The sequence below is a fragment of the Fimbriimonas sp. LA-C6 genome, assembly GCF_055398105.1.
This window is the reverse complement of record NZ_AP038796.1, coordinates 3,158,433-3,172,178: the sequence shown is the minus strand read 5'-3', so window position 1 is coordinate 3,172,178 and position 13,746 is coordinate 3,158,433. Positions and strand designations below refer to the sequence as shown.

Genomic DNA, 13,746 nt, shown 5'->3' with positions numbered 1-13,746 from the left:
TTTCGTCTCATTCGACTTAGAACTCGGCTTGTCCTGGCGCGCGGTGGAATGGGATCACGTCGCGGATATTCTTCATTCCGGTGATGTACATCAGGAGTCGCTCGAAGCCGAGGCCGAACCCAGCATGGGGCGCGGAGCCGAAGCGTCGGAGGTCGAGATACCACCAGTAAGGCTCAAGTGGAAGACCAGCCGCCTGCATTCTTGACTCCAGAACATCGAGTCTGTCTTCGCGTTGAGAACCGCCGATAATCTCACCGATTCGGGGAGCTAGGACGTCCATGGCACGGACCGTTTTGCCATCGTCGTTCAGCCGCATGTAGAAGGCTTTGATCTCTTTCGGATAGTCGGTGAGAATTACGGGCTTGCCTACTTTGACCTCTGTGAGCCATCGCTCGTGCTCACTCTGGAGGTCTACGCCCCAGTGGACTGGGAACTCGAAGGTTTCGCCGGAATTCTCTAGGATCTTCACGGCCTCTGTGTAGGTGAGGTGCTCGAAGTCGCTGGTTACTACGTGCTCTAGGGTTTGGAGCAGGTTCGGCTCAATTCTTTGGTTGAAGAATGCGAGGTCTCCGCCACAGGTATCGAGCACGTGGCCGATGACTTCTTTGAGAAACTCTTCGGCGAGGGCCATGTCACCTTCGAGGTCGCAGAATGCCATCTCGGGTTCGACCATCCAGAACTCTGCAAGGTGTCGGCTGGTGCTAGAGTTTTCTGCACGGAATGTTGGGCCGAACGTGTAAACGTTTGTCATTCCCAAGGCAAGCGTTTCTGCTTCGAGCTGGCCACTGACCGTTAGGTAGGATGGCTTGCCAAAGAAGTCTTCGCTTGGCTTCGTTGAGTTGAGTTTGAAGCTGACTTCTTCCCCAGCGTGGTTGGCTTGAAGCTGGGTACTCACGGCAAACATCGCGCCCGCTCCCTCACAGTCGCTTGCCGTGATGATGGGAGTGTGGACGTAGTGGAAGCCTCGGTCTTGGAAGAACTTATGGACAGCCCAAGCAGCCTGATTGCGAACGCGGAAAACGGCGCCGAACGTGTTTCCGCGTGCTCTCAAGTGAGCGATATCGCGCAGGAACTCGAACGAGGCACCCTTCTTTTGCATCGGGTAGCTTGTCGGGTCTGCCGCACCGTAGATCTCGACGGCCTTCGCGGACATCTCGACGGCCTGCCCGGCTGCGGGAGACTCGACAATGAGACCATCGAAGCGAACACAGGCACCGGTGGTGATCTTCTTCAAAGCGTCTTCATCGATAACACCCGCGTCGACCACGATCTGTAGATCTTGGAAGCAGGAGCCATCGTTGAGTTGGACGAAGGAGATTCCTTTGCTGTCTCGGCGAGTTTTAACCCAGCCGTAGGCGGAAGCTTCGCTGCCTGGTGCAAGGTTGAACAGGTCGCGAACATAGGTTCGGCGGTAATCCATAAGCTCTGCGAGTTTACCGCTGTGTCGGGGTTCTTCCAAGCACGGAGCGTACAGTTCCACCTGTTTGCCAAACGCCTCAGCTTGGAGCTGGACCAAGCTGAGGCCGCGGACCCTGATTGGGTCCAGTTATTGCGAGGTACCGTCTTACTTGGTCTTGACCTTTACCGGCCCGAGCGCACGGTCCTTTTCTTTTTCTGATGGAATACGTGGCGGGAACCCGTTGATCTGACGCCAGATCTCCCAGCCGAGCGGGACGCGGTCCAGCATCACCCAACCAAACACCTCGGTGCCGGGGCGTAGAACGGCTGGGTCTGGCCAGGCTTCGTCAATTCTTCCACCGGGTAGGCGCACTCGGTCTTGCTGAATCACCACGCGATACCGTGACTTCCCGTCGTCCACAGGGTCAATAAATGCCACCTTGCCTCCGAAGGTTCCTACTGCCACACCTGGCATTCCACCAACCTGGAGGGCAGGCCAACCTGCGAATTGAAGCCGAACTGGACGGCCTGGTCGGATGAGAGGCACATCGTTGTCACTCACGATCAGCTCCACGATACGATCTTTCGTGTCTGGGACGATGGTTGCCAAGACATCTCCCGCCTTGACGGTGGTGCCAGGGCCGACCTTGTTGAGGCGGACAATCCGTCCGGTTCGGGGTGCGCGTACCAGCTGTTGTCCCGTTCGAGCGGTGAGGTTTCCAAGATCGTTGTCCACCTTTCGGACTTCGGAAGCGCTTTTGGCTAGTGATTCACGAGCGGCTTGGATATCTGCTCCGACACGGCTCAAAGTTGCGGCGGTGTCACTTTCAAGTCGGCTCAAGTTCAGACGGGCTGCCAAGGCATCCTTTTCCGCAACTTCGAGAGTTGCCTGGGCCTGTGCAACGACGGCAGCAGCACGTTCGGACTCCATGCCTGCCTGATCTTGGGCGAGGGTGCCCACGCGGAAATCGCGGCGGGCGATATCGAGGGCGGTTCTGGCGCGGGTGACGTCTGTTTCTGCCTTCACGAGGTCGTTCTGCGCAAACTCGTCGTCTTGCCTCGACCTCAACCCTTCAGCAAACAGGCCTGCGATTCGGCGGCGGCGAAGGCGCATCGTTTCGGCATGGTTTTCGGCGGCTTGGAGCGCTTGCTCTGCCTGAACGATCCTCTCTTTAGCCTGAGCGGCTCGTTCCTTTGCAGCGCTGATCGAGACTTGCAGGGCGATCTTTCGACTCTGCTCAGTTTGTTTAAGTGCTTGGCGAGCCGCACGAACTCTCCCGTCCGCCTGTGCGATAGCTTGGCGTGCGACGCCTAATGCATCGGTACGCGCATCGTCGAGGCTTCCCTTCTGGGATTGCAACTCCTTGACACGACGCTCCGCCTCGGTTTGACCAACGCGTGCTAGGTCGCGCTGTTCCATAAGCCGTCGCGGCTGGCTTTCGTCCAGGAACTTCGAGTCAATGTCTTCGATGCGAACAATGATGTCGCCCTCCTTGACTGTTTGTCCTTCCTGGACCTTCCACTCAACGATTCGCCCTGGAATTTGGGCCTCGATGTTCTGGGGGCGATCCATCGCGGAGAAGACAGCGACTTCCCCTTTACCCACCACGTTTTGTTGCCATGGGACAAAAATGAGGGCGGCGGCGAGGAGAAGGGCACCCATCCCAGCTCGGCGTAGAACTTTGCGCGGTGCGCGGCGAGTGGCAACTCGTTCGAGACTCCTCATCGCTTAACCTCCTTTTTCTGCAGGCTCTGGGAGAGATAAGGGAATAGGTCCTGGAACTCCGGATTGGCGGCACACTCCTTGGGCGATCCCCACGCAGCAATCTTTCCTTCGGAAAGTACAAAGACTTTGGCCGCCCTAGCTACAATCGCAGGTTCGTGGGATACATCGACCACGGTCCACCCGTATTTAGGATCGAAGAGCCGTTCGAGAATGGCACGAGCAGATCGTTCTTCGATCCCGGAGAGGCCTTCGTCGAGAATCAGGAGGCGAGGACGGTCGACAATAGCTCGGGCGATGAGCACGCGTTGCGCCTGACCACGCGAGAGGTTGCCTCCGCCGCTAACGACGCTGAGTTCCAACTCGTCTAGCTCGACTAGCCCAGCAGCCCAGGCCACATCGTCTGGGGTGACATGGGGTCTGCCGAGGACAATATTTTCGCGGATTGTGCCGGTGAACAGCTCACGAGTGTCGTCAACGAGACCGATTACCCGACGGAGGCTTCCGAGATCGACACCTCGAACGTCGACGCCGTCGATCTCAAGGGCGCCTTCCTGGGGGACCTCCAGGCCGCACATCAGTGCCAGGAGGGTCGATTTACCCGCACCGTTGCCGCCCACTAGGCTCACCTGATCACCAGGTTCCAGTCGTAGGTCAAGCCCATTGAGGACTGGACGCAACGGATCGTAGCCGAAACGCACTCCTCGGCACACAACACTTGCACCGCTCCCAACGGGTCGCTCGGGCAGTTGCTGCCCTCCGGTGCGTTCGATCTCTAGGTCTGTCAGGTGGCCCAGTTTTTCCAGACCGGTCAGCAAATCGAAGAGCTTTTCGTTGTGGCGAGCCAGCTTCTCGAGGGACGAGAGCACCAGTGCGACGATAATCTGCGCGGCCACGAGTTGGCCTAGGCTGAGGGAGCCGTCCAGAACTAGCCAGCCGCCGATGCCGAGCAGCCCGGCTTGGGCCAGTGCGGCGAGGCCATAGAATCCTGCAAGTTGATAGCGGCAGATTCGGAAGTGGGCTTCGCGGGCGTCCAGGTAACGCATGACCGCTGCGTCGATGCGTTCCGCCAGGGCATCGGGGTCGCCGTGGAGCTTTTGGCCCACATGGCCCCGGGCAACCTCTTCCAACCAGCCCGCCACTCGGTATTTGGCAGCCGATTCCTCCACACTTGTCCGCACTCCACCTATGCCCAGAAATGTCATCCCGAGCGCGAAGAGCAAAATGATCCCCAGGGAAAGGAGCAGGAAGGTGGGATTGAAGAGACCCAAGACCAACGTGGCTACCACTGCCTGGGCGGCTGCAGCAAGACCATCCAACAGGAGTTTGCTGAGCGACTTTTGGATCGTGAGGACATCGAAGAAGCGATTAGCAAGCTCCGGCGCGAACTCACCCCGCAAGGTGGAGGCTCGCACTCGGGCAAGGCGAGCGGCGACTTCCAGCGCCGAGCGGGCAAAGACCCTCTCCTGGAGTGTTTCGACGAGACGAATCATCGTGAGCTGAAGCAGACCTGCGATGACCAGCCCCCCCAGCACAAACAGAGTGAGCACCACGACCGGCTGGAGAAAGACTCCCGTAGCGATGGTGTTGACAAGAGCTTGGACAGCGAACGGCACTGCGAGGGTTAGCAGCGCCACCGACAGGGTGTAGACGCCAAGAACGGTCAAGTCGCCGCGCTCAGTGCGCAGGAGACTTGAGAATCGGGAAACGGCTGATGGGTGGGAATGGGCCATGGTTCTTAGATGTCCACCGATGCGGCCCGAAGGGCGGCGACGGCTTGGTGGTACTCAGCGAGCACGTCTACGAATCGTGCGGCGGCTTCGGCCGCCGCACGTTCACGTTGGTTTACGAGAAAGAGCGTGCTATCCCCCAGATCGAAGCTGCGACGTTCCATGGCCGCAAGACGATCGGCGAGGGCAAGTTCTTCGCGTGCTGCGTTTACGCGGGTGAGTGAAGTCGCGACGGCGGAGGCAGCATCGGTAACTTCCGTTCGGACGGTTTGGACGAGGAGTTCGCGGTCAAGCTTGATCTTCCGCAGCTTGGCATCGGCGTCATCGAGCCGTCCGTTTGCCGTGTTCTGGCGCAGTGGGACTGAAAGCAGCAAGGAAACTCGAGGCGTTGCGCCAATTCCGCCGTCGCCGAGGTCAACCCCGGCACCGAGAGTTAGATCGAGCGATGGGCGGAAGAGGTTCTTGGCGAATTCGCGGTCGATCTCCACGATACGACGACCGATATCGAGACTTGCAATCTCCGGCCGCTTTTCGGCAGCCCGTTGCGTTGCTGCCTCAATCTGTTCGGGTGTCAGAGGAGTAGGGTCCGGCAGTTGCGGCGTACGGACTGGAGGTCTGCCCAGGAATAGCCCGAGCTTAAGGGCCGCTTTCTGTAGGTCTCGTTTCGCTTTCGCCAGGGCACCCACACGGCGCTCGGTCTCCGTTTTGGCTTCGACCAGGCTCATCTCCCGATCATCACCGGCCTCGTATCGGCGGCGGATCGCGTCTTCTCGGACTCGGGCGATGTCGAGGAGATTGCGGGCGATGGTGTGCTTCTCTCCCGCGCCAACCCAATCCCAATACACATTGGCCGCTTCCCGCAGGACCCCCAAGCGGTACGTCTCAACGCTTCTTTCGGCGAAAGGAATCGCTAGCTCAGCTTGTCGAAGGGCCACGCTCTTTTCGTTTACCCCTAGGTCTCTAAGAAGCGGGACCTTGAAGCTAACATAGTGCTCACCCCAGTTACCCGTCGAGTTCAGGGGCGACTTAGGCTTACCCGTGTTGAGCCTTGAGCCGACAGTGTAGGCAAGACCATCGGGGGTGGCCCACGTGACGGCTCCGGATGTCGCGGAAAAGTCTGAAGGCTTACCGGGTGCGGTGGGGGAGTTGTAGCGTTGGTCCTCGAAGCCGAAGATGAAGCTCGGATCGAACGCACCGCGCTTCTCGCGTGATTTAGCTCGTGCGCTGGCCACCTCTTGCCGCATTGCAGCAAGCTTTGGATAGCGCGCCTCCACCTCGGCAAGGACTCGGCCTATGTCGGGTGCAGGATTTTGTTCGAGAAATAGGATGATCGGAACGAATAGATTCACAGATGTTCAGGAATTACAACGAAATTTCATTCATGGTTCCTGAATCACGACTTTTTTATCGTGTTTTAATTGTCATCTAATAATCGTAAGGCTTTTTGAACCTAGTTGCTGCTTTTCAGAGCTGGCCGTCGTTCAGCGGATAACAGAGATTCCTCTGCTGGTTCAGGGGTCTTGTAAGGTTGGTGCAAACAGTTCCACGCGTTTGCATATCTTGCAGACCCGCGATTCAACAATTGCGGTGCCACGACCAAGCAGTTCGGCCTTGAAGGAGCGGTTTCCGATCGAGAATTTGAGCTGGGAGCCATGCGAATCTCGCATCTCTCCGTACCAAAAGTCCGTACCTCCACATGCGCTACAAGGGTATCTGCCATTCATCAATAAGAGTGACGGTAGGCCACGTGGCGGGGTTGCAACGTTAGGACGAGCGGCTGGCCCTCGCGTCGGAAAAACCTTCTTGGCGAGGGGCAGCGGTGAGGCGCACTGGATCTTATCGAACGAAGTTGGGGCCGTCTGTTTCTGGGTAGGTGTAGATGCCCTTTTGCTGATACGCAAAGACGATCTCAGCTTGGCTCTTGTTGACACCTGCGGACTTGAGGATGCTGTCATCGCGGGTGTATTTGGCATGACCGTCGCAGAAGCTCCAGTTACGGCCGCCGCTATGGCGCATGCCTGCCGCCCAGCGTCCAGCAACATCGTAACCAGGTGCGATGTACCAACCAGCAAAGACGGCCCCTGTTGAAGAGACGGTTGAACCGGTATCTGCGGCGAAGAACACGTTGGCTGGGTTTACGATGCCCGAGGACGGATACATCTTCACGGTGCTGCGGTGGCTTCGATCACCTGCGATGGTGGTGTTGTAAGTTTGGCTGAGCAGATAGTTTCCAGCGTAGGATAGGGGAAGAACCTTCTGCATTGCGTTGACCGTGTTCCGCATGCCTGCGTAAGCACCTGGGATACCTGCTTGGATGAGCTGCTGCTCATAGCAGTTCGATCCCGTTTTGTTGTAGCCACCTGCATAAGAGTCGCTAGGGCACTTTAGGACACCTAGATTCTTGGTGTACGCCATGATGGCAACCGGCCATGAGTAGACGCCGCTGAAATAGTCGTCGCTGACGGCAACATATCCGTTGGAGCCAACAGTCGGGCTGCTGCAAGGGCCGTCCCAACCTGTCTCAGGGAGAATGTCGTCGTTATCTCCGCCGTAGAGCATGGCACCCAGGCCAGTTTGCTTCATATTGGAGAGCGACTGGGTTTTCTTTGCCGCCTCTTTGGCTTGTGCGAATACCGGGAATAGGATGGCGGCGAGGATGGCAATGATAGCGATAACTACCAGGAGCTCGATTAAAGTAAATGCTCTTCTAAATGTATGCATGTCGACATGTTGCGACCCGCTCATTTTGCTGGGGTTAAGCTCGGGTTAGGGGTAGGTTAACCCGTCGCCTTTCCCATCCATGAAGTTCTGAAATGTGCGGTACTCAAACTCAAAGCCATTCTGGATGGCCACTTGTGGGACTACTCGTTGTGAATCGAGAATCGACTGCGAGAACTCGCCCAGTGCTACTTTTAGCATCCAATTGCGGAAGCTGCCTAACACGGGTTTGCCCAATTTCCTGGCGATGGAGCGGACGACGTCCCTCATCTGTATCGGTTCTGGGCCGACCATGTTGACTGGCCCGGAGTAGCTTTCAGAAACGAGCGCCTCTTTAACAAGCCGCACCAAATCCGGGAGGGCTATCCAAGGGAAATAGCTATCTGATGCTATGGAAGACAAGAAAGGCGCGAACCGTAGCTTGTTGAAGAGCGATGCGAAGAATCCCTGCTCGAAGTCCAGCACAGCACCGATTCTCATGATCACCGTACGGACTTCGATCTGCTCGACTCTTCTGGCCTCGCGTTCCCAATCAAGGCACACCTGGGTTCGAAATCGAAACGCCGGGGCCTCAGAAAACCGCTCAGTGAGAATCGCGTCGCCGCGATCGCCATAGTAACCAACCGCACTATTGGACAGGAACACACTCGGGGGCTTTGGCATGGACGCCATCCACTCGACCAAGCGCCTCGTTGTTTCCACTCGGCTGGAAAGAATCTTGCGCTTCTTCGCTTGCGTCCATCGCCCCACGATGGGCTCGCCCGCGAAGTTGATCACTGCATCCGCGGATGTCGGTAGATTGTTCCAACTACAAGTATTGAGTAGTCCTTGACGGCTGATCACGATCACCTCGTGACCGTCCTGTCTCAGGGAACTAGCCACGTGACTTCCAATGAAGCCGCTCCCTCCTGCAATGACGACTCTCATATGTTGAACCTCTCCGCCTTGAGCCAAATGTAATCGATGGGCTCGACTTCGTAGCAGATCTCGGGGACGGCTCCAATCTTTTCCAGATACTCAAAGTGGGGGTTGTACATGGAACGGAGTCGATATTTCCAGTCATCCTCGTTTCTCACAATCCGCACAAGATTCACGTCCCGATTCACCGAGATTCCCGCCGGGTGATATCTGAGGAATTGAGCTGCTTCTTCCAGCGTTGCGAATGGCGAGCCAGCACTGAGATCAGGCGCATCGCCCACGGTCACCCTGAGATTTGCGGACACGGCTGAGACGTCGATCAGATTGTTGTGGACCTGCACATGAGCCCTGTGGAAATGGAAGTCGGTCAGCGCATTGCCAGCGGACACCATGAGGCTGCTGTCGGCGTCGCTTCTCAGGAAGTAGAGCCCCTCTTGAGACTGGAACTTTGCATATAACCGATAGGCAACGTGCCAGTAGCTGGTTCCCAGCCAACGCGGGAGAGACTTTGGGCGCATCTCCGTCATCCGAGCAACCACCGTGTTGAAGAATGCCCAGTCTCGGTAGGTGACCAACTCCAGAGACTGCGGGAGAAGCCCGCGCACCCGATCTGCCGGAACTCGATGAGTGAACAGCCAACACTTTTCGATGTGGCCTTGCATCGAAATGGAGTTCTTAAGGTTCATATGTTTCCTCGCAGCAGGAAGCGATATAAGAGCCAGAACAGCACCGAACCTAATCCGTTCAACACGAGATTCCACAAGATGAGAGTTCTCCTGACGGGCACTCCAAAGGCCCTTAGTTGAGTCGCCAACACCCAAGCCATCGTCACATTGGAGACCAGCACGGAAATGCAGCTCCAAGTAGTTCCGCTCAAAGGTGTTAGGAAGTTTCCGATAGCTCCCAGTGCCAAAACACCCTCGCCATAAGCCATAGCGACCATGCAGGTGTGAGCAATGAGCAGTAAAGGAAGTCGAGTGAACCACCAGAGGGTCGGCCCGAATACGCACCAGGCAAGTCCAGCGGAGGAAGTAATCCAAGCCGCACTTCGAGCGAGTTCAAAGCCCGGAATAGAAGCGCCAAACAGGCAGCTCCCGCAGACAGCAACCGCAGTAAGTAAGATCCAGATGGGCCAGGGTATCCGTCCAGCCGACAACGACTCACCCACTCTCACAGCTTGTCGCTCTGGGTGGAATATCTCGTTGAATCTGGAACCGTTCACATATTTCAGTATATTCTGAAAGTTAGAGAATGTATAGGTCTATTGGTGTTTTGGCGCTGAATGCAAACTATTCCGAGCGAAACTGTTGGAGCTATGGATGGCTTGCAGGATATGGGGAAGGGACTTGAACCACTTCGTACGCTATCAACGCTTGCAGTTCTCATCGCGGATCTGGCATCGAAAGCTACCTCTGGTCACCCTGGTTACGAAGCGCGTTCTCTCGATGAAATGTCATCTGTAGAAGTCATCTTCGAGCTAGGTTGCGAATACGATCTCGGTTCAGATGCCAAGACGTCGGATGCCGAAGCTCTTATTGGCTTACTGCATGCCCATTCACTAGTGCTTATCATTGACCTAGTCTCAGCCACCTCTGAGTGGATCACGGCGAGTCAATCCCTTAACAGGGGAGAAGCTAACATGGTAGGAGTAGCCATCCTGCCACAGAATGGCGAATGGATTTTCTGGAGGCCAGTCAGTTATCCGTTGGGCGGAGCCAAAATCCTGTTCCTTCCAAAGACAGTCAGCTCTTGGTGTGCTTCATCAAACAGTAAACAATGATTCACAAGTTGAGTCCATTCGGTTAACATAGGTCCCAACAGGAACGAACCTGCTTAATACACGGATCGATGATGAGCGAAAATACACCTCCGGACGTGGCTCCGGCCACCGACATTGCCCTTGTGCGCCGAATCATGAAGCGTCAGGCGTCACTTAGCCTTAGCGTGGCCATCGTTTTTGTACTGATCTTGCTGGGGCTTCCTCTGCTGAATCTGTACGCGCCTACCCTCATGAACACTCAAGTGGGGGGCTTCACGCTGTCTTGGCTCATCCTAGGGGTGCTGTTCTATCCCATTACTTGGCTGCTTTCCGCTTACTTCGTGAAGCAGAGCAACAAGATTGAGGAGCAGATCACGATTGATGAAGGTGGCAAGAAATGATCCCACTGCTCTTTGTGGTGTTCATTACAGTTGCCACTGTTCTCATTGGTCTTGTGGCCAACTCCAAGGCTAAGAACGCGGCTGACTTCTTTGTAGCTGGACGAAGTGTGGGCGTTTTGATGAATGCCAGCGCGATCTCCGGAGAATATCTGAGCGCGGCCAGCTTTATGGGCATTGCCGGGCTCGTGATGAAGAACGGCTACGATGCGCTTTGGTACCCCGTTGGTTACGCAGCTGGCTATCTGTTTCTGTTGCTGTTCATCGCAGGGCCGCTCCGACGTTTTGGCGCGTACACCATTCCTGACTTCGCTGAAGGCCGATTCAACAGCACCAGCTTCCGAAGGATTGCCGTAACTTTCGTGCTGTTCATCGGCTTCTTCTACACCATGCCCCAGATGAAGGGCGCTGGTGTGACGATGTCAACCATTCTGAACTGGCCCTACTGGGTTGGAATTCTAATCGTTGGCACGGTCATTACCTTTAACGTCGCCGTGGGTGGAATGAAGGGCATCACGCTTGTTCAGTCATTCCAATACTGGGCTAAAGTGTTTGCGATTTCAGTGCCACTGTTTGTCGTGATGGCATTGCATGGTGGATACACCGAGAAGCTCGGAGACACGGCGTCGGCCTCCAAGGACACGCCGCGTATCAAGGCTGGAACAACCATCACGGTCAAGGGGAAAGCGGGGGCTCCTGCCAACGCCTTATCTTTCAGTGCGGCAGAGCCGACAACTGTTATCTTCCCCGAAGGGGCCAGTGTTTCGAAGATCTCTCTTGCTCGCAAAGCGGAGCCAGGCGAAGATACGCCAGACCTTGGCAAGGCGATTGAGTACTCATCCAAGACAAGTCAGGTGGCTTGGAAGAACGGCACCGAATTCGTGTTTGCTCCAGGGCAAAGCCCCACAGTAAGGCCCGTGGTGATTTCGAAGAACGGTCAACCCGTTCTCAAGGATGGGAAGCCAGTTAAGTCTGGGCTTAAGTTTGAGTTTGCTAACCCCAGCAAGGTGACTTTTATTGGGACGACTGGGGCTGCATCAGGCGATCCTATTGTGCCCAACGCCCAGAGCAACAAGAAGTGGGTTGAGCCGTTCGGAACCCTCGCTGGGAAGTGGGGATATCCGCTGCTCACCACCTACTCGTTGATCATCGCTTTGGTATGCGGAACGGCCGGTTTGCCGCACATTCTGGTTCGGTTCTACACGAATCCTGATGGTCGTTCGGCTAAGAAGACCACCTTATGGGTGATGGTCATGCTGGGTGCGTTCTATGTGTTCACTCCGATGTGGGGCACGTTGGGGCGCTCTTTGATGCCACTGCTCTACGCTTCCAACGCGAGTGACTCGGTGGTCATCAAGCTCCCCACGCTTCTTGAGAACAAGACGCTTGGGTTGGTCCTCAGTGGTGTGACGAGTGCTGGAGCGTTTGCCGCATTCATGTCCACTTTCTCCGGTCTGCTGGTGAGCATGTCTGGCGCATTTGCACACGACATCTATGGGCGTATTCTCCGCCCCGACGCTCCTGCAAGAAATCGGCTGATCGCCTTCAAGCTTGCGGCGGTTGCTGTGGGTGTTGTGAGCATGGCTCTTGGACTGCTAGTCGAGACGTTTGATATCGCAACGATGGTGGGTTGGGCCTTTGCTATTGGCGCGGCCAGCTACTTCCCTCTCTTGCTGCTAGGTTCCTGGTGGCGTGGACTCACTCACACTGGAGCGGCTACGGGCATGTTGCTGGGTGGTCTATCTTCGTTTGCTGCGATCGTTGGATCTATGTTGTTGGACAAAAAAGTGCTGCACATGGAGCTACCGCCCATCGCAAGAGCGCTTATGGAACAGCCCGCAATCTGGGGTGTTCCTCTTTCACTCCTCACGATGTGGATTGTCAGCAAACTCACGGCCCACCAGGTCCCCAACGACGTGGATTCCAAGATGCTTCGGCTGCATGCACCTGAAGAGCTCGGATTCAGCAAGAACTATATTGAAGGCTAGGGAGGAACCCTGGCCTCAATATGAACGTTGGAACGGGTGGAAGACACCTAAAGGTAAACTTCCACCCGCCGGTATTACCCATGCGTCCCGTCCTCTTTAAAATCGGAACCTTCGAGGTTCACAGCTTTGGCGTGGTGATGGTCGTCGCCTTCTTCGCGGCTATCTATCTCGTTCAGACCAGAGCAAAACGGTATGGACTTGATAAGAATCAAGTCGGGGACATGACCTTCTGGGCACTCATTGCGGGCGTGTTGGGCGCACGCGTGGTGTTCATTCTCCAGGATCTTGACCACTACATGAAGAACTGGCGAGAGCTCCTAACTCTCCAGTTCCAAGGCCTGACCAGCTTCGGCGGCCTCCTCTTTGGAATGGGCGCGGTGATGATCTGGGCGCACAGAAAGAAGATTCCGACACGGGTGCTATTTGACCTTGGTGCACCTGCTTTCATCTTGGGGCATGCCATTGGAAGGTTCGGGTGTCTTCTCAATGGATGCTGTTTTGGTGGCGTGTGTCCCAACAATGTCCCTTGGGGGATTCATGTGGATGGAGGTGGAGTGATCCTTCATCATCCAGCTCAAGTCTACGACTCGGTGATGAACTTTGCTGTGCTAGGGCTCCTTCTGATTTTGGAGCGTAAAAACCTAGTATCGGGCCGCCTGGCGGCGCTGGCGGTTGCTCTCCACGGCCTCACTCGTTTCATTTATGAGTTCTGGCGCGCTGGAACTGAGGATCAGGTTCGAAACAACCTCGCTTCTAGCACCTACTGGGGCAACTTGCCGATTACTCAGGCACAGGGGATGGCTCTCGTATTAGTTGCAGCCGGTGTTGTTGGATACTTCCTCATGGGTCGCAAAACGGTTCCCGTAGAAGCCCCTGTTACTGCTTAGTCGTAATTCTGGGTATTATGTCCCTTAACCGACCATGCGAGTAAGAAACAAAGAAATCCGACAGCGACAGCACCGCAAAGAGCAGAAGATCAAGGAAGCCCTCAAGGCCCTTCGAGAGCAGTACGGCGACAAGAAAGATGCCAAGGCAACTCCCGCTCCTAAGCCAGCTGCTGCAAAGAAAGCTCCAGCTAAGAAGAAAGCTGAAGCAGCTGAGTAAGAATCACAAT

13 protein-coding genes are annotated in these 13,746 nt (G+C 56.0%); 5 read left to right on the top strand and 8 right to left on the bottom strand.

The genetic code is table 11. The features are described 5' to 3' along the window. Positions 1-16: 16 nt before the first annotated feature. From asnS to ACZ51B_RS14700, 8 genes are all read right to left on the bottom strand, one after another. Positions 17-1,420, bottom strand: a complete 1,404-nt coding sequence (asnS, locus tag ACZ51B_RS14735) for an asparagine--tRNA ligase (RefSeq protein WP_464297189.1) — start codon at positions 1,418-1,420, stop codon at positions 17-19. A gap of 144 nt (positions 1,421-1,564) precedes the next feature. Next, positions 1,565-3,124, bottom strand: coding sequence for an HlyD family secretion protein (locus tag ACZ51B_RS14730; protein WP_464294096.1), 1,560 nt, complete (start codon positions 3,122-3,124; stop codon positions 1,565-1,567). Continuing rightward, entirely contained in the window at positions 3,121-4,854 is a 1,734-nt protein-coding gene (locus tag ACZ51B_RS14725) for a peptidase domain-containing ABC transporter (protein WP_464294095.1), read from the bottom strand. Before ACZ51B_RS14725 ends, ACZ51B_RS14730 begins: the two co-directional genes overlap by 4 nt. Positions 4,855-4,859: 5 nt before the next feature. Next, complete coding sequence (locus tag ACZ51B_RS14720; RefSeq protein ID WP_464294094.1) at positions 4,860-6,200, bottom strand: TolC family protein; 1,341 nt, start codon at positions 6,198-6,200, stop codon at positions 4,860-4,862. A gap of 487 nt (positions 6,201-6,687) precedes the next feature. Continuing rightward, complete coding sequence (locus ACZ51B_RS14715) at positions 6,688-7,596, bottom strand: prepilin-type N-terminal cleavage/methylation domain-containing protein (protein ID WP_464294093.1); 909 nt, start codon at positions 7,594-7,596, stop codon at positions 6,688-6,690. Positions 7,597-7,617: 21 nt separating this feature from the next. Beyond that, positions 7,618-8,496 carry a TIGR01777 family oxidoreductase gene (locus ACZ51B_RS14710; RefSeq protein ID WP_464294092.1) on the bottom strand — a complete coding sequence of 293 codons (879 nt, stop codon included), beginning with the start codon at positions 8,494-8,496 and terminating at the stop codon, positions 7,618-7,620. Further along, a complete protein-coding gene (locus ACZ51B_RS14705) occupies positions 8,493-9,173 on the bottom strand; it encodes a DUF2071 domain-containing protein (protein ID WP_464294091.1) in 681 nt (226 codons plus the stop codon). Before ACZ51B_RS14705 ends, ACZ51B_RS14710 begins: the two co-directional genes overlap by 4 nt. Continuing rightward, positions 9,170-9,709 (bottom strand): hypothetical protein, encoded by a 540-nt coding sequence (locus ACZ51B_RS14700; protein ID WP_464294090.1) that lies wholly within the window; start codon positions 9,707-9,709, stop codon positions 9,170-9,172. Before ACZ51B_RS14700 ends, ACZ51B_RS14705 begins: the two co-directional genes overlap by 4 nt. A 60-nt stretch (positions 9,710-9,769) precedes the next feature. On the opposite strand from ACZ51B_RS14700, the gene ACZ51B_RS14695 reads away from it, so the two are divergent. The 5 genes from ACZ51B_RS14695 to ACZ51B_RS14675 all read left to right on the top strand — a co-directional run bounded on the left by ACZ51B_RS14695 (position 9,770) and on the right by ACZ51B_RS14675 (position 13,736). Further along, positions 9,770-10,267 carry a hypothetical protein gene (locus ACZ51B_RS14695; RefSeq protein WP_464294089.1) on the top strand — a complete coding sequence of 166 codons (498 nt, stop codon included), beginning with the start codon at positions 9,770-9,772 and terminating at the stop codon, positions 10,265-10,267. 68 nt (positions 10,268-10,335) lie between these two features. Beyond that, on the top strand, positions 10,336-10,647 hold the full coding sequence (locus ACZ51B_RS14690; protein WP_464294088.1) for a DUF485 domain-containing protein: 312 nt from the start codon (positions 10,336-10,338) through the stop codon (positions 10,645-10,647). After that, a complete protein-coding gene (locus tag ACZ51B_RS14685) occupies positions 10,644-12,632 on the top strand; it encodes a sodium/solute symporter (protein WP_464294087.1) in 1,989 nt (662 codons plus the stop codon). Before ACZ51B_RS14690 ends, ACZ51B_RS14685 begins: the two co-directional genes overlap by 4 nt. A gap of 80 nt (positions 12,633-12,712) precedes the next feature. Then, the gene (gene lgt / locus ACZ51B_RS14680; protein WP_464294086.1) at positions 12,713-13,519 is read left to right on the top strand and encodes a prolipoprotein diacylglyceryl transferase; all 807 of its coding nucleotides are present in this window, start codon (positions 12,713-12,715) and stop codon (positions 13,517-13,519) included. A 34-nt stretch (positions 13,520-13,553) separates the two neighbouring features. Then, positions 13,554-13,736, top strand: a complete 183-nt coding sequence (locus ACZ51B_RS14675) for a hypothetical protein (protein ID WP_464294085.1) — start codon at positions 13,554-13,556, stop codon at positions 13,734-13,736. Positions 13,737-13,746: the final 10 nt, after the last annotated feature.

Bases quoted from the DNA above. Each gene is read 5' to 3' on its own strand.
- asnS (WP_464297189.1), bottom strand. From the start codon at position 1,420: ATGGATTACCGCCGAACCTATGTTCGCGACCTGTTCAACCTTGCACCA.
- ACZ51B_RS14730 (WP_464294096.1), bottom strand. From the start codon at position 3,124: ATGAGGAGTCTCGAACGAGTTGCCACTCGCCGCGCACCGCGCAAAGTT.
- ACZ51B_RS14725 (WP_464294095.1), bottom strand. From the start codon at position 4,854: ATGGCCCATTCCCACCCATCAGCCGTTTCCCGATTCTCAAGTCTCCTG.
- ACZ51B_RS14715 (WP_464294093.1), bottom strand. From the start codon at position 7,596: ATGAGCGGGTCGCAACATGTCGACATGCATACATTTAGAAGAGCATTT.
- ACZ51B_RS14710 (WP_464294092.1), bottom strand. From the start codon at position 8,496: ATGAGAGTCGTCATTGCAGGAGGGAGCGGCTTCATTGGAAGTCACGTG.
- ACZ51B_RS14705 (WP_464294091.1), bottom strand. From the start codon at position 9,173: ATGAACCTTAAGAACTCCATTTCGATGCAAGGCCACATCGAAAAGTGT.
- ACZ51B_RS14695 (WP_464294089.1), top strand. From the start codon at position 9,770: ATGCAAACTATTCCGAGCGAAACTGTTGGAGCTATGGATGGCTTGCAG.
- ACZ51B_RS14690 (WP_464294088.1), top strand. From the start codon at position 10,336: ATGATGAGCGAAAATACACCTCCGGACGTGGCTCCGGCCACCGACATT.
- ACZ51B_RS14685 (WP_464294087.1), top strand. From the start codon at position 10,644: ATGATCCCACTGCTCTTTGTGGTGTTCATTACAGTTGCCACTGTTCTC.
- lgt (WP_464294086.1), top strand. From the start codon at position 12,713: ATGCGTCCCGTCCTCTTTAAAATCGGAACCTTCGAGGTTCACAGCTTT.
- ACZ51B_RS14675 (WP_464294085.1), top strand. From the start codon at position 13,554: ATGCGAGTAAGAAACAAAGAAATCCGACAGCGACAGCACCGCAAAGAG.